This is a genomic window from Stenotrophomonas sp. 62841_Sma (genome assembly GCF_056482945.1).
The window spans coordinates 3444808-3470955 of record NZ_CM151224.1; the positions used below are offsets into that span (position 1 = coordinate 3444808).

Annotated in this window: 20 protein-coding genes and 1 tRNA gene; 8 read left to right on the forward strand and 13 right to left on the reverse strand. The window is 66.6% G+C overall.

Annotated elements, in window-relative coordinates; all coding sequences use genetic code 11:
• Positions 1-30: 30 nt before the first annotated feature.
• From ACZK5G_RS16295 to ACZK5G_RS16305, 3 genes are read right to left on the reverse strand one after another with little or no spacing between them, the layout of a single operon-like run.
• Entirely contained in the window at positions 31-3885 is a 3855-nt protein-coding gene (locus ACZK5G_RS16295; RefSeq protein WP_478464091.1) for a YhdP family protein, read from the reverse strand.
• Positions 3886-3915: 30 nt separating this feature from the next.
• On the reverse strand, positions 3916-5403 hold the full coding sequence (gene rng / locus ACZK5G_RS16300) for a ribonuclease G (protein WP_010482960.1): 1488 nt from the start codon (positions 5401-5403) through the stop codon (positions 3916-3918).
• Positions 5396-6004, reverse strand: a complete 609-nt coding sequence (locus ACZK5G_RS16305) for a Maf family nucleotide pyrophosphatase (protein ID WP_478464092.1) — start codon at positions 6002-6004, stop codon at positions 5396-5398. Before ACZK5G_RS16305 ends, rng begins: the two co-directional genes overlap by 8 nt.
• A 130-nt stretch (positions 6005-6134) precedes the next feature.
• Between ACZK5G_RS16305 and ACZK5G_RS16310 the strand changes: the two genes are divergently transcribed.
• The 4 genes from ACZK5G_RS16310 (at position 6135) to ACZK5G_RS16325 (ending at position 12307) form a co-directional block, all read left to right on the forward strand.
• On the forward strand, positions 6135-6872 hold the full coding sequence (locus ACZK5G_RS16310; RefSeq protein WP_075677026.1) for an SIMPL domain-containing protein: 738 nt from the start codon (positions 6135-6137) through the stop codon (positions 6870-6872).
• 216 nt (positions 6873-7088) lie between these two features.
• Positions 7089-7739: an energy transducer TonB gene (locus ACZK5G_RS16315; protein WP_478464093.1), complete on the forward strand. Its 651-nt coding sequence runs from the start codon at positions 7089-7091 to the stop codon at positions 7737-7739.
• Between the two features lie 191 nt (positions 7740-7930).
• A complete protein-coding gene (locus ACZK5G_RS16320) occupies positions 7931-10747 on the forward strand; it encodes a TonB-dependent receptor domain-containing protein (RefSeq protein ID WP_049482172.1) in 2817 nt (938 codons plus the stop codon).
• A gap of 138 nt (positions 10748-10885) precedes the next feature.
• Positions 10886-12307 carry a basic amino acid/polyamine antiporter gene (locus ACZK5G_RS16325; protein WP_478464094.1) on the forward strand — a complete coding sequence of 474 codons (1422 nt, stop codon included), beginning with the start codon at positions 10886-10888 and terminating at the stop codon, positions 12305-12307.
• A 132-nt stretch (positions 12308-12439) separates the two neighbouring features.
• Here the strand turns inward: ACZK5G_RS16325 and ACZK5G_RS16330 are convergent.
• From ACZK5G_RS16330 to ACZK5G_RS16365, 8 genes are all read right to left on the reverse strand, one after another.
• A tRNA-Asn gene (locus ACZK5G_RS16330) sits at positions 12440-12516 on the reverse strand.
• 22 nt (positions 12517-12538) lie between these two features.
• The gene (gene rlmH, locus ACZK5G_RS16335) at positions 12539-13009 is read right to left on the reverse strand and encodes a 23S rRNA (pseudouridine(1915)-N(3))-methyltransferase RlmH (RefSeq protein ID WP_005418108.1); all 471 of its coding nucleotides are present in this window, start codon (positions 13007-13009) and stop codon (positions 12539-12541) included.
• Positions 13010-13073: 64 nt separating this feature from the next.
• Entirely contained in the window at positions 13074-13484 is a 411-nt protein-coding gene (gene rsfS / locus ACZK5G_RS16340) for a ribosome silencing factor (protein ID WP_005418109.1), read from the reverse strand.
• A gap of 58 nt (positions 13485-13542) precedes the next feature.
• Positions 13543-14208: a nicotinate-nucleotide adenylyltransferase gene (nadD, locus tag ACZK5G_RS16345; protein ID WP_478464096.1), complete on the reverse strand. Its 666-nt coding sequence runs from the start codon at positions 14206-14208 to the stop codon at positions 13543-13545.
• 3 nt (positions 14209-14211) lie between these two features.
• Positions 14212-15249 carry a DNA polymerase III subunit delta gene (gene holA, locus ACZK5G_RS16350; protein ID WP_032128985.1) on the reverse strand — a complete coding sequence of 346 codons (1038 nt, stop codon included), beginning with the start codon at positions 15247-15249 and terminating at the stop codon, positions 14212-14214.
• A gap of 9 nt (positions 15250-15258) precedes the next feature.
• Positions 15259-15843, reverse strand: coding sequence for an LPS-assembly lipoprotein LptE (locus ACZK5G_RS16355; RefSeq protein WP_032128984.1), 585 nt, complete (start codon positions 15841-15843; stop codon positions 15259-15261).
• 136 nt (positions 15844-15979) lie between these two features.
• Positions 15980-18622 (reverse strand): leucine--tRNA ligase, encoded by a 2643-nt coding sequence (gene leuS / locus ACZK5G_RS16360; protein ID WP_032128983.1) that lies wholly within the window; start codon positions 18620-18622, stop codon positions 15980-15982.
• A 105-nt stretch (positions 18623-18727) separates the two neighbouring features.
• Positions 18728-19330 (reverse strand): DUF998 domain-containing protein, encoded by a 603-nt coding sequence (locus tag ACZK5G_RS16365; RefSeq protein ID WP_164080896.1) that lies wholly within the window; start codon positions 19328-19330, stop codon positions 18728-18730.
• 125 nt (positions 19331-19455) lie between these two features.
• Here ACZK5G_RS16365 and trxA point away from each other — a divergent pair, with 125 nt between their 5' ends.
• The 3 genes from trxA (at position 19456) to ACZK5G_RS16380 (ending at position 23740) form a co-directional block, all read left to right on the forward strand.
• On the forward strand, positions 19456-20313 hold the full coding sequence (gene trxA, locus ACZK5G_RS16370; RefSeq protein WP_049463215.1) for a thioredoxin: 858 nt from the start codon (positions 19456-19458) through the stop codon (positions 20311-20313).
• Between the two features lie 107 nt (positions 20314-20420).
• On the forward strand, positions 20421-22121 hold the full coding sequence (locus tag ACZK5G_RS16375; protein ID WP_032128980.1) for a FecR family protein: 1701 nt from the start codon (positions 20421-20423) through the stop codon (positions 22119-22121).
• Positions 22118-23740 carry a CHASE2 domain-containing protein gene (locus tag ACZK5G_RS16380; RefSeq protein WP_049398692.1) on the forward strand — a complete coding sequence of 541 codons (1623 nt, stop codon included), beginning with the start codon at positions 22118-22120 and terminating at the stop codon, positions 23738-23740. The genes ACZK5G_RS16375 and ACZK5G_RS16380 overlap by 4 nt, the downstream gene beginning before the upstream one ends.
• Positions 23741-23783: 43 nt before the next feature.
• Here the strand turns inward: ACZK5G_RS16380 and ACZK5G_RS16385 are convergent, their stop codons facing one another.
• Entirely contained in the window at positions 23784-24749 is a 966-nt protein-coding gene (locus tag ACZK5G_RS16385) for an IS110-like element ISStma4 family transposase (RefSeq protein WP_032130373.1), read from the reverse strand.
• A gap of 267 nt (positions 24750-25016) precedes the next feature.
• Entirely contained in the window at positions 25017-25469 is a 453-nt protein-coding gene (locus ACZK5G_RS16390; protein ID WP_071228707.1) for an REP-associated tyrosine transposase, read from the reverse strand.
• Positions 25470-25692: 223 nt separating this feature from the next.
• Here ACZK5G_RS16390 and ACZK5G_RS16395 point away from each other — a divergent pair, with 223 nt between their 5' ends.
• The gene (locus ACZK5G_RS16395) at positions 25693-26145 is read left to right on the forward strand and encodes a DUF4442 domain-containing protein (protein WP_032128978.1); all 453 of its coding nucleotides are present in this window, start codon (positions 25693-25695) and stop codon (positions 26143-26145) included.
• Positions 26146-26148 lie beyond the last annotated feature (3 nt).

Below are 26148 nucleotides of genomic sequence, written 5' to 3' on the forward strand. Positions count from 1 at the left end.
AGGCAAGCCCCGTGAACAGGAAAGCCGCGCTCAACGCGAGCGCGGCAGGCCGGTGACGGTCGGCGGAATGGCCGGCGCCGGTGCCGGTACGGGTGGCGGAGCCTTGTCGCGGCTGCGCTCGATCACTTCCACCTTCGGTTCCTTCCATGGACCGGTCACCTTGTAGGTACGGGCGCCAATCTCGCCCAATGGCTTGGACAATACCGCATTGGTGGCCGCGCCCAGCGCCGCCCCCACCGGGCCACCGGCGACCGCACCCACCACGGTCAGCAGATTGCCTGCACGCGGGTTGACGTCGATGGTCTGGTCAAACTGCTGGTTGCGCAGGTCGGCCTGGCCGCGGATGGTGATGTTGGCTGCCGGGCCTTCGATCAGCACTTTGTCGGTGCGTGCCATGCCCTGGCCGAACTGCATGCTGCCGTCGATCTGGTTGAACGCGAAGCCCTTGGAGAAGAAGTCGCGGAAGTCGAACATCAGGCGCCGCGGCAGCTGGGTGACACTGAGCAGGCCCAGCACCCGGCCGGCTCCCGGTTCCAGCTCCAGCAGCTGGCCGTTGCGCGCGTGCAGGTCCAGGCGGCCCTGCAGGTTGCCCAGCTGGAAGTCCGACGGCCCCCCACTCCACGTGGCCTGCAGCTGCGCCTGGCCGGAACCGCCACGCAGCTGGCCGCCGTAGTCGAGGTTCTGCATCAATCCGCCCAGGTCCTCGCTGCGCACCTGTGCGGTCAGCTCGGTGCGGCCACCACCGGTGCGGCCCAGCCAGCGACCGCTGATGTCGATCTCCTGGTCGGGCGCACGGAAGCGCAGCTCGTCCACGTTCAGGCCATTGGCCAGCGGCCGCGTACGCAGTACCGCCTGGCCCAGCACCACCTTGCCGAACTTCAGGTCGGCGATGTCCAGCGCGAACGGCGGCAGCTTGGCCGGGTCCATGTCGTTGGCGCCGGCCTGTACCCGTGCCGGTGCGGCCGATGCACCCGGAGCCGCCGGCAGGGATTGCCAGTGCACGCGGTCGAGCTGGCCACTGATGGTGCCGCCATCTGCATTGGGGACGGTCAGGCGCCCGGCCAGCGACGGGCCGTCCAGGCGCACATCCAGTGCCTGCGCGCCCGGGCGCAGCTGCAACCGGGTCTGCTCGAACACGCCACCGATCAGCTTCAACTGGCCGACCTGCACGTCCACCGCACGCAGCGGCATGGCGTCGTCATCACTGCCACCCCGCGCCAGACTGATCCACTCCAGCGCATCCAGGGTCGGGCTACGGCCATTGACCGTCAGCCCGCTCGGCGGCGGCTCAGGATCGACATGATCACTGCCCAGCGTGACCTGCACGCCGGTCTGGTTGTTGTGGCTGCGTGCGGCCAGCGCCAGGCGCTGGCCGAACGCAACGTCGATGCGGCCGGCCCCCATCGGCAGCTGTGCAGCCACGGTGGTCGCCAACGGCTCGGCAGCCGGTTTGTCCAGCGGCGCCGGCAGGTCCAGCCGGGTCCCGACCAGATCGGAGCTCAACCGCAGCTCGCTGGGCGGCGCAGGCGCCCCTGGAGCGACCTTGGGCAGGCTGACCGCGATGGTCCACGGCGAGGTTCCGGTGATGTAGGGCTTGAGCCACGCCATCTCCGGCGCGCGGTCGATCAGCACGCCAGCATCCAGCGTGGCCGACAGCTGCGATTCGAAGGCCAGTCTGCTGTCGTGCACGTAGCCACCGGCACGCAGGCTCAGGCGACCGTCCTGGCCGAGGTGGCGCACCGACAGTGCCTCGGCATCGAAACCGCCATTGCTGTAGCGCGCCTGTCCCTGCATGTTGTCGAAGGCGAGCTGGAAGCGCTTGTCGACCAGCTTCACGCCGGCCAGATCGACCGTCCCCTGCAGGTGGCCGCCACCTTCATCGTGGTGCAGTGGCTGCAGCAGATCGAAGGTCACATGCGCCGGGCCGGCAGCAGTGAGGTTGTCCAGGGTGTCGCCATAATCCTTGTGCAGCGGGCTCTGCCGCAGCATCGCCAGCAGCTTGCCCGCCTCGCTCTGCGCATCGGCGCGCACATACAGCGGCTGCTGCCCGAAATCCGGAATGCCCGCCTCGAACTTCTGCACAGCCACACCGGCCAGATCGCCGCGCCCATGCATGTCGAAGCCGGGGCCGATGAAGGCGATATCGGCGTCGACCTGGCTCATCAACGGCCAATCGTGCTGGAAACGGATGTCACCGTTGGTGATATGGCCGGTGGCCTCGAAGCGGCCATCGTTGTTGTCGAACGGCCAGTCGTCCAGGTCGCCACTGACCAGGCCGATGCCATTGCGCACCTGGCCGCCGGCCAGCGCCATGTCCAGCCAGTCGGTGGCGCCCTTGCTCATCTTGGAGTGGATCCAGAAGCGCTTGGCCGCGGTCATCGGCACGTCGTCCAGCTTGGCCGCCAGCTGCAGCCACGGCCGCGTACCGTCCCCCTGGAACCAGACCCCGCCGCGCACGTCGGCCGCATAGTCGGTGCCTTCCACGCGCATCGCCGCAGTACCGATACGCCAACCACCGCCCTCGTCGCGCCAGCCCACCACCTGTCCCGCCAGATGCAGGTCATGACGCACACCAAAGCCGGTCGGCCAATCGAACTGCAGCTGCCGTTGCGGCTGCAACTGCAGGCTGAAGCCATCCGCGTCGCCTTCGAAGCGCCCGCCCAGGCCGCGCAGGCCGGGCGAATTGCCCACGCTGGCGAAGCCCAGCGACTGCAGTTCGCCCTGCGCCCACAGCGGGCCATCGCGATCGCCCGCCAGCTGCAACTCGCCCACATCCAGCTGCGGCCTGGACAGGAACAGCCAGCGACGCAGGCCCGGTTCGAGACGATCGCTCAGGGCCAGCGCACGCAGCGCGGTGCCGGCCTGCACTTCGCCAGAACGGACCCGCAGCTGCTTGCCAAGCTGCAGCTGCAGGCCATCGAGCTGCTGCTCGCCCTCTTCGGTTTTCAGGCGCAGGCGCGGCACCTGCAACGCCCAGCCATCAGCCTGGCGCTGCCAGCGCAGGCGTGCCTGCAACCGCTGCAGCTGCAGCTGCGGAGCCGCCATCGAGGGCATCGGTGCGCCATCGATGCGGACATCACGCAGGTCCGAATCGGTGGTCACCGCCACCGGCGCGAAATCGCGCAGGGTCAGCCACAGGTTGAGTTCGCCCTTGCCTTCGCGCAGGCGCACACCGCCGGCCGCCAGCAGCGGCGACCAGGCATGGAAATCGACCGGATCGGCGCCCAGCCAGGCCTGGCCATTGCCGCGCACGCGGTCCACGTCCAGCACCGCCGTCAACGGCAGCGCTTCGGTCTGGGCCCAGGCACGCACGCCTACACGCAGGCGGTCGCCGTTGACCCGCAGGCGCACGTCGATGCGTGGCAGCGTGGTGTCGATCCCCAGCCCCGGCGCATGCACGCCCAGGCGGCCTCCGATCACCTGCAGTTCGCCCAGCCGGCGCAGTGCATCCAGCGGGTCCCCGCCATTGGCGGCCTGCGGCAGGCCGCGTACCGACCAGCGACCGTCCTCGCCCTGCTGCAGGTCGAGCGCCAGGCCACGCAGGCGCAGCTCGGTCAGCGACCGGCCAGGCAACAGGCCGCTGTACATCGATACCAGCACCTCGGCCTCGCCGATCGCCAGGCCCTGGCCGGCGCCGATGCGCAGGCCCTTGAGCTGCAGCAGCGGACCACGCCGGGTCCAGGCGGTCTGCAGCTGGTCGAAACGCACCGGCTGGCCAGCGCGTTCGCTCAGCCAGGCGGCAATCCTGTCGGGATGGCGCTCGGCCAGCGGCAGCAGCTGGCTGAGGGTGCCCACCAGCAGTGCAAGCCCGACCAGGCCCACCGCGCAGGCGGCAATGAAATGACGGCGGATCCTTCGCAGTCGCAGGCGCGGCGGCGCGCTCATCGGCCACCGCCGGCCTGCGGCCGGCGAGGATCAGAGCAGAACGACATCGAATTGCTCCTGCAGGTACTGCTCGTCCGCCTGGAAGCGGATGCTCTTGCCGAGGAATTCCTCCAGCTCGGCCACCGCCGCGGATTCCTCGTCGGTGATGCGCGCGACCACCTTGGTCGACGCGATCACCAGCAGGCGCGCGGCATCGAACTGGCGCACGGCACGGGTGATCTCGCGGAAGATCTCGTAGGTCACCGTCTCGGTGGTCTTGATGCTGCCGCGGCCGCTGCACTGCGGGCAGGTCTCCGACAGCTGGCGCTCCAGGCTTTCCACCGTGCGCTTGCGGGTCATCTCCACCAGGCCCAGTGGCGAGAAGTCGTACACCGTGGTCTTGGCATGGTCGCGGGCCAGCGCCTTTTCCAGGGTGCGCAGCACCTGGCGGCGATGCTCGGCATCGTCCATGTCGATGAAATCGATGATGATGATGCCGCCCAGGTTGCGCAGCCGCAGCTGCCGTGCCACCGCCTGTGCCGCTTCCAGGTTGGTGCGGAACACCGTCTCTTCCAGGTTGCGCTGGCCGAGGAACGAACCGGTGTTGACGTCGATGGTGGTCATCGCCTCGGTCTGGTCGATCACCAGGTAGCCACCGGATTTCAGCGGCACCTGCTTGTCCAGCGCGCGGCCGATCTCGTCCTCCACCCCGAACATGTCGAAGATCGGGCGATCACCGCTGTACAGCTCGATCTTCTCGGCCAGCACCGGCATGTACTTGGCAACAAAGGCCTGCAACTGCGCGAAGGTCTCCTTGGAGTCCACCTTCACCTTGTCAACGTCCTTGCGGATCAGGTCGCGTACCGATCGCAGCGGCAGGCTCAGGTCTTCATAGATGTTGCTGCACGAGGCCGCTTCGCGGCCACGACGCTCGACCACGTTCCAAACGCGCGACAGGTAGGCGATGTCCTCGGCGATGGCCTCTGCCGGCTGGCCCTCGGCATTGGTACGCACGATGTAGCCGTAGCCCCCGTGCTGCGCCGACAGTTCGGTCACCAGCGCCTTCAGGCGGGCGCGCTCGGTTTCATCCTCGATGCGTGCGGAAACGCCCACCACCTTGGATTGCGGCAGCAGCACCATGTAGCGCGAGGGAATGCTGATCTGGGTGGTCAGGCGTGCGCCCTTGGTCCCGATCGGGTCCTTCACCACCTGCACCACGATGTCCTGGCCGTCGCGCAGCAGCTCGACGATCGGCACGCTGGATGGCGGCGGCAGCGTGGTGTTCTCGGTATCGGCACTGGCCACCGGCGCCGGCCGCACCACGTCGTTGGCATGCAGGAACGCGGCACGCTCCAGCCCGACTTCGACGAAGGCCGCCTGCATGCCGGGCATCACCCGCTGCACCTTGCCCTTGTATATGTTGCCGACCACACCCCGGCGCCAACCGCGCTCGATGTGCAGTTCCTGCAGCATGCCGTTCTCGATCACCGCGACCCGGGTTTCGCGCGGGGTCACATTGACCAGGATTTCCTCAGACATCGGCGGCCTCCCTGGCGGCATCGGCAGTTATGGCCGGCACGCCGCAGCGCGCCAGCAGACGATCGGTATGCAGCAATGGCAGCCCCATGACGCCGGAGTAGCTGCCGGAAAGATGTTCGATCCAGCGCTCGGCCCCGCCCTGGATGGCGTAGGCCCCGGCCTTGTCCAACGGCTCGCCGGTGGCCACGTAGGCGGCGATGTCGGCAGCGTCGATCGGGGCGAAGGTCACTTCGGAAATGACCAGTTCGCTGTCCAGCCCGTCCGCGCCGACCACCACCACGGCGGTCATCACCTGATGGGTACGCCCGGCAAGGCGCGCCAGCATCGCCCGCGCATCGGCGGCGTCAGTGGGCTTTCCGAACACGTCGCCATCCAGCACCACCTCGGTGTCCGAGCCGAGCACGCGCGCCTGCGGGTCATCGGCCAGCACCCGGGCCAACCCGGCGCGCGCCTTGTCGGCGGCGACCCGGCAGACATACTGTTCGGCGCTTTCAGCGGGCGCGCGCTGCTCGACGACCTCCAGGTCCAGGGCCTGGAAGGGGCGTCCGAGTCGGGCCAGCAGCTGGTTGCGTCGGGGGGAGCGGGAAGCAAGATAGAGCATCGGCACAGCATAACCTGAGGCCGCCACCTGAATCGTCGGCAACCCGTTACGGAACGCGTACAACCCCGAACAGGCTCACAGCGCGTTCATCGCTACGACACCACCCTCACTGCCACAACAAGGAGATCCCATGCGCCTGACCGCCACCCCGCTGCTGCTTGCCCTGTCCCTTGCCCTTGGAACCTCGATGACCGCCCATGCCGCTCCGTCGTCGCCGTCGATCGCCGCCGCGGCCGAAGGCACCCTGCTGAACATCTCGGCCAATGCCGAAGCCACCCGCGTACCGGACGTGGCCACCCTGTCGGCCGGCGTGGTTACCCAGGCCGCCGACGGCAACAGCGCCATGCGCCAGAACGCCCAGCAGATGGACAAGGTGCTGGCCGCGATCAAGGCCGCCGGCATCGCCGAGCGCGATGTGCAGACCAGCGGCGTCAGCCTCAACCCGCAGTACCGCTATGCCGACAATGAGGCGCCGAAGATCACCGGCTACCAGGCCAGCAACACGGTCAGCCTGAAGGTCCGCGACATCGCCAAGCTCGGCAAGGTGCTCGATGCGCTGGCCGCGCAGGGCGCCAACCAGATCAACGGCCCCAGCTTCGAGATCGACCAGCCGGAACCGGTCTATGACGAAGCCCGCCTGGCTGCCCTGAAGAAGGCCCAGGCCCGTGCCCAGACCTATGCCAAGTCCCTGGGCCTGCAGGTGCGCCGCATCGTCAGCATCTCCGAGAACAGCAACGGCGGTTTCCGCCCGATGCAGATGATGCGCACCATGTCGGCCGGTGCGGCGATGGACAAGGCCACCCCGGTCGCACCAGGTGAGTCGACCGTCTCGGTCAACCTGGACGTGGTGTTCGAACTGGGTCGCTGATTCCGTTCGCCATTGCCAACAAAGGCGGATCCCGCAGGGGATCCGCCTTTTTCATGCCCGCAACCGGCATTGGCTGAAGGCCAGCCCAACGATGCCGCCCCTACCTCTAGGCAGTGGCCGCCATGTCGCGCTACTGATGGACTGCCAGCCGCGTGCGGCAACCCCGCCACGGGCTCTGGTGCGTTGAGGACTTCGTCACTGGCATGGAGGTGGACCATGGTTCGTACGTATCCCGTTGCATCCCCGCACTTCGACCCCGCCCGCGTTGCCGCCTGGAGCGCGGCCATCGCCCTGCATCTGATCGCGCTGCTGATGTTGCTGATCCCGGCGACCTACCAGGCCGTGCAGGTCCCACGTGACAAGACTGCGGTCAGGCTGATCGAGAAGATCCCGCCACCGCCCACACCGCCGGTTCCGATCCTGCCGAAAGAGATCGTCCAGGTGGTGCCGAAACCCCGGACGCAGCCGGTAGCACCGCCACTGCCTGCACCCACCGCGACCGTGGAGGAGACCCAGGGCATCGCACTGCCGGCCGCCGAACCGGCCCCGCCCCAGCTGGCACCGAGCATCGACACCTCCACGCCTCTGGCCGGCGCCCAGCTGCAGTACCGCAGCGCCCCGCCGCCGGCCTACCCGCTGGCGGCACTGCGCAACCGCGAGCAGGGGACGGTGCTGTTGCGGGTAGAGGTGGACTCCCTCGGGCAGCCGGCGGTGGTCAGCATCGAGCGCAGCAGTGGCTCGCGCAGCCTGGACCAGGCCGCACGCCAGCAGGTGCTCAGGCACTGGCGCTTCGAGCCGGCCCAGCGTGATGGCGTGGCCGTGCCGGCCATCGGCATGGTGCCGGTGCAGTTCTCGCTGCCGGACTGAGGTGATCGCCGGCCCGGCTGCTTGCCGGGCCGGCGCTTCCGTCCGGGCGGGTACGGACGGAACAGGATCAACTGTTATTGATTAAGCAAAAATTCACGACTTCGTCACCTGTCGGAAACCTAGATTGGTCCGTCCCGGAATCTTCCGGAGACAGCCCTCAACGCTACGGTTTTCCAGTTAGGAGAGAAGCTGTGAAACACCTGATCCAACGGCCCGCCAGCCGCCGCCGCACCACCCTGGCATCGTCCATCACCCATATCCTTACCGGCGGCACGCTGCTGCTGGTTGGCGCCGTGGCTTCCACCTCCGCTTTCGCGCAGGAAAAGGCCACCAACCTGGACCGCATCACGGTCACCGGTTCGAACATCCCGCGCACCAACACTGAAACACCGTCCCCGGTGCAGGTGGTGACCCGCCAGGAAATCGACCGTACGGGCAAGACCACGTTGGCGGAGTATCTGCAGACCATCACCGCTGACGGTGCAGGCTCGATTCCCAAGACTTTCGGCAACGGCTTCGCAGGCGGTGGCGCCGGCATTTCGCTGCGCGGCCTCGGTGCGGGTTCCACGCTGGTGCTGTTGAACGGCCGCCGCATGGCGACCTACGGCCTGGCTGATGACGGCCAGAAGGTCTTCACCGACCTCAGCACCATTCCGCTTGATGCCGTCGAGCGTGTGGAAGTACTGAAAGACGGCGCCTCGGCGATCTATGGCTCCGACGCCATCGCAGGCGTAGTCAACATCATCCTGCGCAGTGACTTTCAGGGCGCCATCCTGCGTGCGTCGTATGGTCTGTCCGGCGACAGCGATGGAGATTCCAAGAAGGCAACCCTTACCGCTGGTACCGGCGACTTGGCCAGCGATGGTTGGAACGCATTCTTCAGCCTGGACGTCGGCAAGACCGATGCCATCAAGATCAGCGATCGCAAGAACCGCAAGTGGATCGGAACCGGCGATACTCGCCCGTGGGGCTACGATGCAGCCGATTCGCAGTTCCTAGGCGGCGCGTATCTGTCCAATGGCACGGCAGGCGGCGTTGGCCCCAATGGTTCTGTGTTCGACGACCGCAATGCAACCGAGGAAAACCCTGCCTTCCTGGTTGCGCTGCCGGGCTGTGCGAACCTCACCACCATTCCTGGCCAGTCAGACGCCAGTGCACAGGCTCAAGGCTGCCTGTGGGATCCGGCACAGCAGTATCGCGACCTGACCCCGGAAGAGAAGTACATCAACGTGTTCGGTCGCGCCACTTTCGCGTTTGGTGAAGGCGGCGAGATCTACACCGAAATCGGCTACTCGAAGAAGGAAACGATTTTCAGCAACACGCCATCGGGCGCGGCCGGCACCTGGGGTTTCCCAGGTGGCGTAGTCACAGCGAACAGTGGGTCCAAAGCCACCGTGCTTGGCCCGGACCATCCTGACAATCCGATCCCCGGCCAAGCGTCCAGGCTGCGCTATGCAGCATGGGATGTCGGTCCGCGTGTAACCAACAACACCAACGAGTTCAACCGATTCCTGGTCGGTGTCAAGGGAAACTGGGGTGACTGGAGCTACGATACCGCCTATCTACATTCGGCAACCGACCTGGTCAACAAGCGCACCGGCTTCCTACGCTACAGCGCTGTGCAGTGCGCACTGGGCAACCCGAACTGCGCAGGCGGCGTGTGGCGCATCGGTGACAACGCCAATCTGAACTCGCAGGCGCTTTACGACTACATCTCACCGACCATCAGCGCCCGTGCAAAATCCGGTCTGGATATGTTCGATTTCACCGTGTCGCGCAGCCTGATGGATCTCAAGGGCGGCCCACTGGGCCTGGCGATCGGCACCGAATGGCGCAAGACCAGCAACAGCCTGACGCCGCAGACCTACACCGACACGGGTGACATCATCGGCTTGGGCTATTCTGCCTATGACGGCACGCAGAACGTTTACGCTGGCTACGTCGAACTGTCCGCACCGGTCTTGGAACAGCTGGAACTGTCAGGCGCGCTGCGTTACGACAAGTACGAAAGCGGAGAAGGCAAAGCCACACCGAAGCTCGGCGTTAAATGGACGCCGGCCGACTGGATCGCTCTGCGGGCCAGCTATGCCGAAGGTTTCCGCGCGCCGAACCCCGCCGAAAACGGTGACGGTGGTCTGGCTGCATTCTCGAACGCAACCGACCCGCTGCGCTGCGAAATTGACCCTACCGAATGCAATGTCCCTGCCCGTACGGTGGCGATCATCACCCGCCCGAACAAGGATCTGAAGCCGGAGGAATCCAAGAGTTACTCTGTGGGCATCGTGCTGCAACCAACGTCTTCGACTTCGATGACCGTCGATGCATGGCAGATCAAGCGCACCAATGAAATCGCCCAGGGCAGCACTACGGCAGCGATCAGGGCCGGCAACGTCGTACGTGACATCAACAACATCGGTGGCGTGCCCAACAGCGGCAACATCCTGGCGGTCAATACAGCGTATGTGAATGCCAACTCCTCGCGTGTTCGGGGCATCGATACCGATATCCGCCAAACGTTCGACATCGGCCCTGGCCAGCTGGAGCTGGACCTGCAATGGAGCCATATCCTGAAGTTCGAGCGAACCGAGGGCACCGAGACCGTCGACTATGCCGGCACCCACGGCAACTGCGACGTCACCAACTGCATCGGCACGCCGAAGGACAAGATCAACTTCGGTACCACCTGGCGGCAGGGGCCGTGGAGCGTCAGCGGCGTTGCCAACTACATCGGCAAGATGGATAACACCGATAAGCGCGGCGGCACGTATCAGGCGTTCTATGCAGATGGCACGCCGGTGACGAAGATCTCCTCCTTCACCACGTTCGACCTGTCGGGGCGCTGGAACATTACAGACGCCTTCGAACTCAACGCCTCCGTGGCCAACGTATTCGACCGTATCGCTCCTCTCGATCCGACCACATATGGCGGCGTGAACTACAACCCGATGCACTTCTCTGGTGCGCTGGGCCGCTACTTCACCGTCGGTGCCAAGTACACCTTCAAGTAATACAGGCAACACCTTTCAACGCAGCAACTTCGAAGGCCCGGGCACCTGCCCGGGCCTTCGTCATTGCGGCTCTTGCAGGCATGTTCACGAGCACATGGCTACCGTGTGCACGCGGCATCACCGCCGCAGGGGATCTGCATGGCCGCGACTTCGCAACGCCTGGGCCTGCCCGCGTTGACCGCACTGGTGGTCGGCTCGATGGTTGGTGCCGGCATCTTTTCATTGCCACAGAACGTGGCGCGCAGCGCCGGCCCGGCTGCGGCGCTGATCGGCTGGGCGGTAAGTGGCGCCGGCATGCTGATGCTGGCCTTCGTGTTCCAGGCCCTGGCCAACCGCCGGCCTGATCTCGATACCGGCATCTACGCATATGCGCGCGAAGGCTTCGGCAACTACATCGGCTTCTCAGCTGCGTGGGGCTACTGGGTCGCCTCGGTGCTCGGCAACGCCAGCTTCTTCGTACTGATCTTCAGTGGCCTGGGCCACTTCATGCCCGTGTTCGGCGAAGGCAATACCCCGGCCGCCGTGGCCGCATCGTCATTGCTGTTGTGGACCGTACACCTGTTGGTGCTGCGTGGCCTGCGCACTGCAGCCATCGTCAACGGCCTGGTGACCGTGGCCAAGCTGCTGCCGATCGCCCTGTTCCTGGTCCTGGCCGCCGGCGCGTTCCGCATGGACGTGTTCCGCGCCGATTTCCTCGGCGCGCCTGCACTCGGCGACCTCGGCCAGCAGCTGCGCGGCATGATGCTGGTGACCGTGTGGGTGTTCATTGGCATCGAGGGCGCCAGCATCTACTCGCGGCGCGCCGCACGCCGTGCCGACGTGGGTCGCGCCACGGTGATCGGCTTCCTCGGCGTGTGGCTGCTGCTGGTGCTGGTCAGCCTGTTGTCGATGGGCGTGCTGTCGCAGGCGGAACTGGCCGGACTGCCTAATCCGTCGATGGCCTATGTGCTGCAAGCCATTGTCGGCGAATGGGGCGCGACGGTGATCATCATCGGTTCGATCATCTCCGTTCTCGGTGCATTGCTGGCCTGGGTGCTGCTGTGCGCCGAAGTGCTCTATGCCGCCGCGGGTGACGGCACCATGCCGGCCTTCCTGGGGCGTGAGAACGCGCGCGGCGTGCCGGCCAATGCACTGTGGTTGAGCAACGGGCTGATCCAGTTGTTCCTGCTGCTGGTGCTGGTCAATTCCGGCAGCTATACCGGGCTGGTGCTGCTGGCCGCGTCGATGAGCCTGGTGCCCTACTTCCTGTCCACCGCGTTCGGTGCGCAGCTGGCCTGGCGTGGGCAGGCCTATGCCGGTGAACCAGGCGTGCGCTGGCGCGATTTCGTGGTCGCACTGCTGGCCAGCGCCTATGCGCTGTGGCTGGTGTATGCCGGTGGCCTGGACAAACTGCTGCTGTCGGTGCTGCTGTACGTGCCCGGTGTGGTGCTGTTCGCACTGACCCGGCGCCAACGCGGCGAACAGGTATTCACGCGTTGGGAGGGGATGCTGTTCGCTGCGATCCTGATCGTGGCGATCACCACGCTGGTGGCGTTCTGGCGAGGCAATCTCACGCTGTAGACCCGAGCCCAGGCTCGGCTGGTTCATCCGCAGCAGCCGAGCATGGCTCGGCTCCACAACAGCAGTCGCGCAAGCTCGCCCCTACAAAGACGCAAAAAAAAACCTGCATCTCGCGATGCAGGTTTTTCAAGGTGGCGCCCGAAGTTGGACTCGAACCAACGACCCCCTGATTAACAGTCAAGTGCTCTAACCGGCTGAGCTATTCGGGCAGACGACTAGTATAACCACTCTTCACGCGCGATGGTAGGGGTGATTGGCAATCATTGCGGCAGCCCGATACAGCTGCTCGGCCACCACCAGGCGCACCAGCATATGCGGCAGCGTCAGCGGGCCGATCGACCACTTCTCATCGGCCAGCGCGGACACCTCCGGCGAATGCCCTTCCGGGCCACCGATCAGGAACGCCAGGTCCCTTCCCTGCCCGCGCCAGTGTTCCAGGCGCTGCGCCAGCTGTTCGGAACTGAGCTGGCGGCCCGGCACGTCCAGCGCCACCACATAGGCATTCTTCGGCAGCGCAGCGATCACCCGCTTGCCTTCGTCTTCAGTGGCGCGGCGCGGATCGCGCCCCTTGCCGCGCAGGCCGGGCTCGATTTCCACCAGCTCGAACGGCAGCCAGTGCGACAGCCGCTTCTGGTACTCGGCGAAGCCCTGCGCCACCCAGCTGGGGGCGCGTTCACCGGTGGCGATCAGGCGGGCTTTCATCAACGGTCCTCCAAAACGTCGACGGCGCCATCGGCGCCGTCGAAGGGATGCATCAACGCGTGGCTCAGGCCACTTCGTCGTCGCTGGACGGCGGCTGGTCACCGACGGTCCACAGGCGCTCGAGGGCGTAGAACTCACGCACGCGCGGCAGCATCACATGGACGATCACGTCGCCCAGATCGACCAGCACCCACTCGGCTTCGCGCTCGCCTTCCACGCCCAGCGGCATCACGTCGATGTTCTTGGCGAAGCGCACGACTTCGTCGGCAATCGACTTGACGTGGCGGGTCGAGGTGCCCGAAACGACGATCATGTAGTCGGCAACGCTGGACCGGCCGCGCACGTCGATCTCGACCAGGTCCTTGGCCTTCAGGTCTTCGGTGGCTTGGCGGACGCTGGCCAGCAGTTCCGGCACGGACGGCGGCGGGCTGGGCAGATCGACCTTGATGGTCTGGGGCTGGGTCTGGTTGCTCAAAGTGGATCGACTCGATAAACGTGGGGGCGATTATACGGGGATGGCGCCGCTGCGCCATTCACGGCCTGGCCGGGCGGTACAGCCCGTGTGCAGCCACATAGTCCGCCACGCTGGGTGGCAGCAGGGCGCGCCAGGGGCCGCCGGCGGCGATCTGCGAGCGCACCGCGCTGGCCGATTCCTCGCGCAGCGGGTGGTGCAGGCGCAGGATGCGCCCGGCCGGGCTGGCGAACAGGGCCTGCTCGGTGTCGGCCCAACGCCCTTCCAGCGCCCGGCCCAGCTCGCCATCCACCGCGGCCTGCAACGGACTACCCGGGCGCTCCGCCACCACGAAATGAGCCAGCCCGAACAACGCCTCCCATTCGTGCCAGCGGGACAGGCCAAGCAGGCTGTCGGCGCCGACCAGCCAGGCCAGCGGCCGGCTCGGCCCCAGCTCGCCGCGCAGCTCGCGCAGGGTGTCCACGGTGTAGGACGGCCGACCGGGGAAACGCGCCGCGCGATCCAGCTCGCGGCGGTCCAGCAGCAGGCCCGGTTCGTCGCCGATGGCCAGCGACAGCATGGTGCAGCGCTGCTCGGCCGTGGCGCCGGGCACGGCACGGTGCGGCGGATCTGCGGCCGGCAGCATGCGCACGGCAACCTGCAGTTCATCACGGGCAGCCCGCGCGATCGCCAGGTGCCCGAGGTGCACCGGATCGAAGGTGCCCCCGTAGTAGATCCGCAGGCTCATCGCTCAGGCCCGCGCCAGCAGGCGCACGGCACGCGGTTCGGCCACAGCCACCAGCAGGCGCTCCAGCGCCAGCCAGGCATCGCCGTCGGCCCGCCCCTTGGCGATACGGTCGACCAGCCCCGCTTCAGCCACGAAGCGCTCCCAGCGCTTGCTTTCCGGATGCCGCTGCAGCGCGCGCTTGTACGGCGCCTGCCGCGATTCCCAGATGCCGCGCGATTTCATTTCGGCGGCCAGGTTGCCACCACGGGCCTGCACCCGGGCCAGGCCAGCACCGGCCAGCAGCTCGCGGATCACCATCGGCATCAACGCGGCCACCGCCTCACCCTCGCCTCGCAGGCCGGCCAGCATGCGCAGCACCGCCGGCGGTTGCCCGGAGAATGTCGCCTCCACCAGCCGGAACACGTCATAGCGGGCGGCATCGGCCACCAGCGACTCCATGCGCTCCACATCCAGCGGCTGGCCATCGGCCAACAGCGCCAGCTTGTCGATTTCCTGGGCGGCAGCCAGCAGGTTGCCTTCCACCCGCTCGGCCAGGCGCTGCACGGCGGCCGGGTCCGCGCGCAGGCCCTTGCCACGCAGGCGGCGCTCGATCCAGTCCGGCAGTTCGTGCGGCTTGATCGCCCACGCCACCGACAGCACGCCGATGCGGTTGACCGCTTCGGCCCACTTGCCCTGGTGCGCCTTGCTCCATTCGTTGGCGGTGATCATCAACACCACGTCCGGCGCCGGATTGGCGCAGAACTGGCTGATCACCTCGGCACCGTCCTTGCCCGGCTTGCCGCTGGGCAGGCGCACCTCGACCAGGCGACGGGCGCTGAACAGGCTGGGGGCATTGAAACTGGCGTCGAGCTGGTTCCAGTCGAAATCACGCCCATCGGCGTCGAACACTTCACGTTCGCCAATGCCCGAGGCGCGCGCACGTGCGCGGATGGCGTCGGCCGCCTCCAGCACGCGCAGGGTTTCCGGGCCGGCAATCAGGTAGACCGGCGCCAGCGCGGTATCAGCGCCCTGGCTGGCCAGCTGCTCCGGACGCAGTTCCATGCGCGCGGCTCAGTGCTTGGCTGCGGGGACCGGCTCGGCCGGTACCGCGCCTTCGATGGGCTTGTCCTTCGGCGCCGACAGGCTGCCGCCCTTCTCGATCTCGGCACGCACCACGCTGTCGATGCGGCGGATGATCGAGGCGGACATTTCCCGGCGCAGTTCATTGGCCAGGATTTCACGTTCGGTGGTGGTACCGGTGGCGTCGGTCGGCGGCGACACGTAGTCGCGCGACAGCTCGATCACCTGCTGCGGCACCAGTTCGCTGCCGTCTTCGCGACGGAAGATGAAGATCACCGCGTAGCGCAGGCTGTATTCCTGCGCACGGCCCTGCGAGTCGATGGCGATCGGCAGGTCGCCCCAGCGCTCGGACAGTACCTGCAGCTGGGCGCTGGGCTCCTTGCTGTCCTCATCGGCCAGCCTGGCGCCTGAGGCCAGCAGGCTGCGGTTGAGCAGCTTGACCAGTTCGCTGTACGGCGCAGTGGAAACCACCTTCACCGGTGCTGTGTCGGTCGGCAGCATCAGCTTGTTGCGCAGATGGAAACCGCAGCCGGCAAGGCCGAGGACAAGAACGAGGGCAAGCAGGATTCGGGTCATGGAGACAGTCTGGCGGAGCCGGGCGATCACGGCAACACACAGCGTGCCCGAAGCCGCGTGAATGCAGGGCCATCAAACGCCGGGCCCTGCACCGGAATGGTACCGGCCACCACGCGGGTGGCCGGTACGGGGTACATCAGGCGGCGACGATGTTCACGATCTTGCCCGGCACGATGATGATCTTGCGCACCGTCAGGCCTTCCATGAACTTGGCCGCGTTGGGCTCGGCCAGGGCCAGTGCCTCGACCTGCTCGCGCGCGGCGTCGGCTGCCACGTCGATGGTGCCACGCAGCTTGCCGTTGACCTGCACGGCCAGGGTCAGTGCGTCGCGCACCAGCGCACCGGCATCGGCCTGCGGGAACGGCTGGTCTTCCAGCAGGGTCTCGCCATGGCCCAACACCTGCCACAAGGCATGGCTGGCGTGAGGGGTGATCGGGTTGAGCAGCAGCACGATGGCCTGCAGCGCTTCCTGGCGCACCGCGCGCCCCTGCGCGCTGCCGTCCTCGAACTTGGCCAGCGCGTTCATCAGTTCCATCACCGCGGCAATGGCGGTGTTGAAGCTGTGGCGGCGGCCATAGTCGTCACCGACCTTGCCGATGGTCTCGTGGGTCTTGCGGCGCAGTGCCTTCTGGTTGGCATCCAGTGCTGCAACATCCAGCGCCGGAGCGGCGCCATCGGCGGCATGCTTCTGCACCTGGGCCCACAGGCGGCGCAGGAAGCGGGCCATGCCATCCACGCCGGCTTCGTTCCACTCCAGCGACTGTTCCGGCGGCGCGGCGAACATCGAGAACAGGCGCACGGTGTCGGCGCCGTACTTGTCGACCATCGCCTGCGGGTCCACGCCGTTGTTCTTCGACTTGGACATCTTCTCGGTGCCACCGACCACCACCGGCTGGCCGTCGGCGATCAGGGTCGCGCCGGTGATGCGGCCGCGCTCGTCGCGCTGCACTTCCACATCGGCCGGGTTGATCCAGTCCTTCGAGCCATCCGGGTTCGGGCGGTAGTAGGTCTCGGCAATCACCATGCCCTGGCACAGCAGATTGCGCGCCGGTTCGTTGCTGTCCACCATCCGCGCGTCGCGCAGCAGCTTGTGATAGAAGCGGAAATACATCAGGTGCAGGATCGCGTGCTCGATGCCACCGATGTACTGGTCGACCGGCAGCCAGTAGTTGCCGCGCTTGTCGACGGCATCACGGGCACCCGGCGAGGTGTAGCGGGCGTAGTACCAGCTCGACTCCATGAAGGTGTCGAAGGTGTCGGTCTCGCGCTCGGCCGCGCCGCCGCAGTCCGGGCAGGTGGTCTTGCGCCATTCCGGATCGGTCTTGATCGGCGAACCGGTACCCGAGAATGCCACGTCCTCCGGCAGCACCACCGGCAGCTGTTCTTCCGGCACCGGCACCGCACCGCACTTGGCGCAGTAGATCACCGGAATCGGGCAGCCCCAGTAGCGCTGGCGGCTCACGCCCCAGTCGCGCAGGCGGTAGTTGACGCGGCGCTGGCCCTGCGCCTTGCGCTCGAATCGTTCGGCCAGGGCTTCGAAGGCACCCTGGAAATCCAGGCCATCGAACTCGGCCGAGTTGACCAGCTCGAAGGCACGGCTCTTGTCGCTGTACCAGTCCTGCCAGCGGCTGCCATCCCAGGTGCGCTCTTCTTCGGTGCGCGCATCCTTCAGTGCGATCACCTGCTTGATCGGCAGGCCGTACTTGTTGGCCACTTCGTTGTCGCGCTGGTCATGACCCGGCACAGCCATCACCGCGCCGGTGCCGTAGCCCATCAGCACGAAGTTGGCGACCCACACCGGCACCGGCTCGCCGGTGACCGGATGCAGCGCACGCAGGCCGGTGTCCATGCCGCGCTTTTCCTGGGTTTCCAGTTCCGCCTCGGACACGCCACCCTGCTTCAGGTCGGCCAGCATCGCGGCCAGTTCCGGGTTGTTCTTCGCCGCATGCAGCGCCAGCGGATGTTCGGCGGCGATCGACACGAAGGTCACGCCCATCACGGTATCCGGACGGGTGGTGAACACGCGCAGCGGATCCAGCACGCCGCCGTCAACGTCACGTACGTCGAACTGGATTTCCAGGCCCTCGGAGCGGCCGATCCAGTTGCGCTGCATGGTCTTGACCGAATCCGGCCAGCCGTCCAGCTCGTCCAGGCCGTCCAGCAGTTCCTGGGCGTAATCGGTGATACGCAGGAACCACTGCGGAATCTCGCGCTTCTCGACCAGGGCGCCGGAGCGCCAGCCGCGGCCGTCAATCACCTGCTCGTTGGCCAGCACGGTCTGGTCGACCGGGTCCCAGTTCACCACCGCATTGCGGCGGTAGGCCAGGCCCTTGCGCATCAGGCGGGTGAACATGCGCTGCTCGTGGACGTAGTAGTCCGGGCGGCAGGTGGCGAACTCGCGCGACCAGTCAACGGCATAGCCCATGGCCTTGAACTGGCCACGCATGTGCTCGATGTTCTTGTAGGTCCAGGCCGCCGGTGCGGTCTTGTTCTTGATCGCGGCGTTTTCCGCCGGCAGGCCGAACGCGTCCCAGCCCATCGGCTGCAGCACGTTGTGGCCGGTCATGCGCTTGTAGCGGCTGATCACGTCGCCGATCGTGTAATTGCGCACGTGGCCCATGTGCAGCGCACCGGACGGGTACGGAAGCATCGACAGGCAGTAGTACTTCGGCTTGTCCGAAGTCTCGTCGACTTCGAAGGCACGGGTGGCGTCCCAGTACTGCTGGGCGGCGGATTCAACCTGCTGCGGGTCGTAGGCGTTGGTTTCAGCGCTGGTCATGGAACACGCGGATGCGGCGGCAAAGCGGTACAGCGTACCGCAGTGCGGCAAACGTCTCCAATCCCGCCCGCTGAAGGCCGGCTCCGCGAGCGCCCGAGGCCGGTCTCAGCGCGGCCGCGACAACGGCAGGGCCAGGGCCAGCCAGGCCGTCCAGCAGGCGAACGCAAGCCGTTGTGCCAGCGGCGCCGCCAACACGCCCTGCAGGGCAAACGCCGCCAGCGCGGCCAGTACGCCACAGGCGAGCGCCACTGCGCCCAGCGCGCGGCCATGCGCCTGGCGCAACTGCGACGTGCCCAGCAACAGGGTGCCGGCGACGAAGCCCAGCACCCAGATCATCCAGGCGCTGGCATGCAGCTGGCTGGCCGGCCCGTGCAGGTCATCCACATCCAGCGGCAGCAGCCCCATCGCGGCGAACGCCAACCCGGCCAGCAGCAGCATCTGGCTGCCCACCCGCGGCGCCCAGCCGGCGGTTGCCGGCAGCCCACGGCGCAGGCACTCGGCCACAACCACCGCCAGCAGGCCCGGCAGCACCAAGCCCAGCAGATTGAAGGCCAGCGCATGCGGCACCCCCTGTGCTCCCAGCAGCGCCACCGGGTGGCGAGCCTGTGCGTAGCCATCCAGGCCGGCGCCGAAACCGAGCACCGCCAGCACGAACAGCAGTGCGGCGACCAGACCGGACAGGCGCAGCAACGGGGACAGGGACGACATGCAGGCTCCGGAAAGGACGGCGACAGGAAGGCGGCATTGTCAGGCATTTACTACAACCCGGGTTGAGACCGGCATCGATCGTCACCATAGAATCAGTCTCCAGACGCCAAACGATGCTTCCCCCCATGACCGAGACGACCTACGTATTCGACGCCACCACTGCGACCTTCGAGGCCGAAGTCCTGCAGAAGTCGCTGCAGACGCCGGTGCTGGTCGACTTCTGGGCCACCTGGTGCGGGCCGTGCAAGACCCTCGGGCCGATGCTGGAAAAGCTGGCTGCCGAGTACAACGGCGCCTTCGAACTGGCCAAGGTCGACGTCGACAAGGAACAGCAGATCGCCGCCGCCTTCCAGATCCGCTCGGTGCCGACCGTGTTCCTGGTCAAGGGCGGCCAGCTGGTGGACGGCTTCCCGGGGGCCATCCCGGAAGGCCAGCTGCGTGAATTCCTGGCCCAGCACGGCATCGTGCCGGCCGACATCGGCGACGCCGTCGCCGAAGACGAAGCGCCGCTGGACCCGCAGGCGCAGGTGGACGTGCTGCGCGCGCAGATCGCCGCCGAGCCGGACAAGGACGAGCTGAAGCTCGACCTGGCGCTGGCCCTGCTGCAGATCGGTGGTGTGGATGAAGCCGGTCTGCTGATCGATGGCCTGCCCGCCAACCTGGCCACCGACGACCGTGCCGTGCGTGCACGCGCCCGGCTGGCCTTCGCCTCGGCCCTGAAGGACGCCCCGGCCGCCGAAGTGCTGGACGCGCGCATCGCCGCCGATGGCAAGGACCTCAAGGCACGCCACCTGCGTGGCGTACAGCTGCTGCTCGGTGGCCACGACGAAGCCGCGCTGGCCCAGTTCCTGGAAATGCTGCGGATCGACCGCACGTTCGAGGACGGACTGCCGCGCAAGGCCCTGATCGACGCCTTCAATGTGATCTCCGACGAGGACCTGGTCGGCCAGTACCGCCGCCGGATGGCCTCCCTGCTGTTCTGAACGGGAACCCACTTCGTTCAGAATCCCTGCACTGAACGCGGGCAATAATGCGCGGGATGGCGGCCGTACGGTCGCCACGATCCGTTCGGGGGGATGAGGTCGGGGCCATGGGGTCTTGCAGCTGCGCCCCCGCATTGCCGGGATTGCAAACTGTGACCTTCGTCCGCTCGCTGTCGTTCGCCATGCGCTTCCAGGGCGCGCTGCTCTGCGCTCTTCTCTTCCTGCCGGCCATGGCCGCCGCCCAGGACTGGAACTACCGGGTCCGTCCCGGCGATACCCTGTGGGATCTGGGAGGCCTGTACCTCAAGCCCTCGGTGCGCTGGCAGCAGCTGCAACAGCACAACCGCATCGACAACCCCTACCAGCTGCCACCGGGGCAGCTGCTGCGCTTCCCGATCAGCTGGCTGCGCATCGAACCGGCACCTGCCCGCGTGCTGTCGGTGCGCGGCAAGGTCGAACTGTCAGGCGCCGATGGCAGTGCCTCGCGCGCGATACTCGCAGGGGAACAACTTCGCATCGGTGACACCGTGCAGACCGAAGGCGACTCCAGCGTCACGCTTGAATTCGCTGACGCCTCGCGCCTGCAGCTGCGCGAGTACTCCCGGCTGCGCCTGGACCAGCTCAGCCGCTACGGCCACACCGGCATGGTCGATACCCGCCTGCGCCTGCAGCAGGGCCGCGCCAGCAATCGGGTAACACCTGCCCGTGGCCCGGCCTCGCGCTACATCATCGATGCACCTACGGCGACCAGCAGCGTGCGCGGCACCGTCTTCCGGGTCAGCGCCGGTGACACCGGCCAGGTGGCTGCCACCGAAGTACTGCAGGGCAAGGTGCAGGTCGGCAACACCCACGGCAAGCGCCTGGTCCAGCCTGGACAGGCCAGCCGCAGCAGCAGCGCCGATGCCGCACCGGACGCTGTCTCCGCCCTTCTTCCAGCGCCGCAGCTGCGTAGCGACGAGGTGCGCCTGGCGCCCCTGCCGACCCTGCTTGCCTGGGACCCCGTCGACGGCGCCGCGCGCTACCGCGTGGAAGTTGTACAGGCAGCGACGCCGGAAATCCTGCTGTTTGCCGCCACCACCGCCGACACCCGGCTGGCGATCGGTGACCTGCCCCCCGGCCAGCTGCGCATCCTGTTGCGCGCGGTGGATGCACAGGGCGTGGAAGGCCTCGACGCCAGCGCCGATTTCGAACTCAGCGACCAGCCCCCGCCGCCGCTCACCGTGGCCCCCCTGCATGGGCAGACCGTCAACAGTGACCGCCCGCGCTTCCGTTGGAGCCAGGCGCCGGGCGCGCGCAGCAGCGTGCTGCAGATCGCCACCGAGCCGAGCTTCGTGCAGCCACTGCAGGAACAGAGCACCCCAGGTACCGACCTGCGCCTGGCGCAGCCGCTGCCGCCCGGCGAGTACTTCTGGCGGGTGGCGTCGCGCGACGGCAACGGCCATCAGGGCCGCTACGGCCAGGCCCTGCCCCTGCAACTGAGCAATGAACCGGTCGACCCTGCCCTGCAGCCGCCTGAGGCCGCGCATGGCGAACTGACCCTGCGTTGGCAGGCCGGCAGCGAAGGCCAGCAGTACCGGGTGCAGGTGGACCGTCGTGGCGACTTCAGGGCGCCCCTGGTCGACCAGACCGTGAGCGAGCCGCAGGTCAGCTTCAAGCGGCCGTGGAGCGGCACCCTGCATGTGCGTGTGCAGTACATCGACGACGATGGTCATGCGGGTGAGTACTCACCGGCCCAGCAGATCAAGCTGCCCTGCCGCCTGTGCTACGGCGCCGGTGGTGGTGCCCTGCTGCTGTTGCTGTTGTTATGAGGCGCTCGCCGCTGCCGTGGCCGAAGCGGATCCTGCTGGCACTGCTGGCCGGGGTGTTGACGGTGATCGCCAGCCAGGGCCAGTGGCTGTGGCGACAGGACGAAGCGGCCTACGACGCCATGGTCGGCAACTGGGACTACCGCCCCGACCCCAGCGTGCTGATCGTGGCCATCGACGAGGGCAGCCTGCAGCGCATCGGCCAATGGCCCTGGCCCCGCTCGATCCATGCCCGCCTGCTCGACCGGCTGACCGATGCCGGTGCCGAGCGCGTCGCACTGGACCTGATGCTGTCCGAACCTGATCGTCGCGACAGCCGCCAGGACGATGAACTGGCCGCCGCGATACGCCGCAACGGCCGGGTGGTGCTGCCGGTACTCGCGGCACCGGCCGCCGGCGACCGCATGGCCGAGGAAATGCTGCCGATTCCGCAGATCGCGGCTAGTGCCGCAGCGATCGGCCACACCGATGTGGAAGTGGATGGCGATGGTGTCGCGCGCGGCGTGTACCTGCGTGCCGGCATCGGCCAGGCCCACTGGCCAGCACTGGGCCTGGCGCTGGCCGACCTGCCGGCGGGCGCGGTGCACGGCCTGCCCGACCCCGACCCGGAGATCGGTTCGCCCTATCAATGGCGGCGCAACGACTACGTGCGGGTGCGTTATGCCGGACCGCCCGAACGCCTGCCGCAGGTGTCCTATGCCGATGTGCTGGATGGTCACGTGGACATGGCGATGCTGCACGGCCGCCGCATCGTGGTGGGCATGACCGCCAGCGGCATCGCACCGCGGCTGCTGACCCCGACCACCCGCGAGTTCTGGATGAGCGGCAGTGAGTACCAGGCCAACATCGCTTCGATGCTGCTGCAGCACAAGCAGATCGACCTGCTGCCCCGCCTCTGGCAGCACGCCATCAGTGGCGTACTGGTGGCACTGTGCGTGATCCTGCTCGGCCTGCGCCTGCCATGGCTCGCGGCGCTGTGCTCGCTGCCGCTTCCACCGCTGCTGAGCTGGTTGCTGTTGCGCGCCGGTGACCTGTGGTGGGCACCGGCCAGCGCCATGCTGGGCATCCTGCTGGTGCTGCTGGCCTGGGCGACCTGGCGCGTCTCGGCCTGGCACCGCCTGGCCAACCGCGATGCGCTGACCGGTCTCGGCAATCGCCTGCGTTTCGAGCAGTCGCTGCAACAGGAATGCGATGCCGCGCGACGCAGTGGCAAGTCCTTGAGCCTCGCACTGATCGACGTTGACCATTTCAAGCGCCACAACGACCGCCACGGCCATCAGGTCGGCGACCGCGTGCTGCGCGATGTTGCACGCCTGATCGGTGCGCATGCGCGACGCCCTCGCGACATGGCCGCGCGCTACGGTGGCGACGAGTTCGCACTGGTGCTGCCCGATACCCCGGCCGAGGGCGCGCGCCAGGTCATCGAGGACCTGATCGCCTGCGTGCGTGCACTGCCGGCGCCCGGTGACGGCAGCGAAGCAGGCGTCACCCTCACCATCGGCGTGTTCACCCGCGTACCCGACGGAACGCTGCAACCACACCATTTCGTCGAAGGCGCCGACACCGCGTTGTACCAGGCCAAGGCCAACGGCCGCGACGGGTATGTCATCGACGGCGCATGAAGCAGGACATGCACACCACCTGTAGATACCGTGTCGCCCTCGCCTAGGCAAGGGCGACGTCAGGCTCAAAGGGTCGGCCACTTCTCAGTACGCCCCAAATCAGATGGATGAGCTTGCGCATCACTGCACACATGACGACCTTGAAGGGCTTGCCTTTCGCGCTGAGCCGGTCTGCAAAGGACTTCAGTGTGGGGTTGTGGGTCTTCCCGGTCAGCGCCGGCATGTACAGCTTTTTGCGGAAATTGGCGTCGCCGACGCGTGATATCCGGCATTTGCCTTCGTAGTTTCCTGATTGACGCTGGGCCGGATTCAGGCCCGCGTGGGCAACCACCTGGCGCACGTCGCTGTATTTGCTTAGATCCCCCAGAATGGCCAACAGCTGGGCACTGCTGGTGTTGCCTACACCGGGGATGCTGGTAAGCAGTTGATGACGCCGGCGCAGGTCCGGATCGTTATCGATATGGTCCTCAATCGCCTTCTGGACCTGCTTGATCTGCTCTTCCAACGTCCGGATCACATCCTTGATCCCTTGCTGGACCGAGATATCGGCAACGTCCAGGCGGTTGTGCTCCATCTGCAGCATTTCCTGGAGGTCATCTCGACGCCGTACCAAGGCGCGCAGCTTCACCTCCGAGGGCGTCGGTGGAACGTAGGGATATAGCTTTTCCGAGCGTTGTGCCTCAAAAAAACGGGCAATCAGCTTGGCGTCGCTGCGGTCAGTCTTGGTCCGCATCCCCTCCGCCTGCCCAAACGCCTTTACTCGGGCGGGATTGGCCACATGAACCACGACCCCTGCCTCCACCAGTGCTTGAGCCAAGGCCTCGTGATAGATGCCTGTAGCCTCCATACCTACCGCCGCGTTCGGCGCATGTTTGGCGCGCCAAGCCAGAAGCTCATCAAAACCCTTTGGCGTATTGGGGAGTTTGGCCTTGGTTCGATACTTGCCGTGAGATAGAGGCAGGGCGATGTCAAAAGTCGCCTTGGCTGCGTCGATGCCGATAAATTGCATGATTTCGCTCCAGCTTGAACTTACGATCGTGATCGGAAGCCGCCAGACTTGCCCTTGTGAGTACAGGCTCTCACCCGATGGCGGGCCTAAGATACCGTTCAAGTTCCATGGCGGTGTCAGGCCGCCGACGCGCTGAATCTACTTTGCAAGCTCGAAGGCTTAAGAGCCGAGGCAGCGTCATCGGAGCCTCCCGGGTCACCGGGGGATTGTGCCTGATCAGGGCACGATCCAAGACACAAGAGTCGAGCTTGCTCGACTGCCTCCGCCTCATTCCAGCGGCCAGCGACACCACGCAAGCGGATAGTCTCCCAGCCGCGATGTCAGGCCCGCGCGCACGGGGTTGGCCAGTACATACAGTGACTGTTGCCGAACATCCTCCTCATTCCGGATCAGATGATCGTAGTAGCCCCGCTGCCACACCGGCAGTTCTTCATCGGAGTGCGCATTGACTGCAATGGCCACTCTGGACTTCAGTGACTGCATGCATCGCCCCAGGGTTCCTTGACGCAGCTGCATGACCCAGTGCAGATGATCGGGCATTACCACCCAGGCAAATGATCGCGTGAGTCCACGGCGGTCACTGTCACGAAGGCCGTCCATCAGGGTCGCCGCGTGTCGCGTATCTGCAAAGATGCGTCGACGACCCGCAGTGACAGTGGTGACTACGTAGAAGCATCCGATTGCGGAAAATCGACCGCGCAACAAGGCAGGGCTGGGCATGTAAACAGCATGGACCGGGGACCGAGCCGTACCCATCGGGAAAACCCTGAAATAGCTATCGGATGGCGTCGAGCGTATTCGCTGCGGCCCCTGAAAGCAGTCGAGCAAGCTCGACTCTACAATTCGCCGGACCACGCCCGAATTGTGCGGACGCTCGCCCGGGGTGCAACATACGCATGCGAATGGTTAGACTGGGCGCCTCGCCCTGCGCCCCCGGACCCGCATGAACGCCCGCCTGTTCCGCTTCGGTATCAATCTCTGGCCGCCGTTCCTGTTCACCGGCATCCACGTCACCCGGGTCTCGCCGGACTACCGGCAGATCGACGTCGAACTGCGCATGCGGCCCTGGAACCGCAACTACGTCGGCACGCATTTCGGCGGCAGCCTGTTTGCGATGACCGATCCGTTCTGGATGCTTGGCCTGCTGCACATCCTCGGCCGCGACTACTACGTGTGGGACCGTGCCGGTGCCATCGATTTCCTCAAGCCCGGCAGAGGCACCGTACGTACGTCGTTCCGCATCGATGACGCACTGCTGGACGAACTGCGCGCCGAAGCGGCCGCTGGTGACAAAGTGCTGAGATGGTTCAGCAATGATGTCGTCGATGAAAGCGGCGAGGTGGTCGCCCAGGTGCGCAAGCAGGTCTACCTGCGGTTGAAGCCGCACGCACGCTGAGCG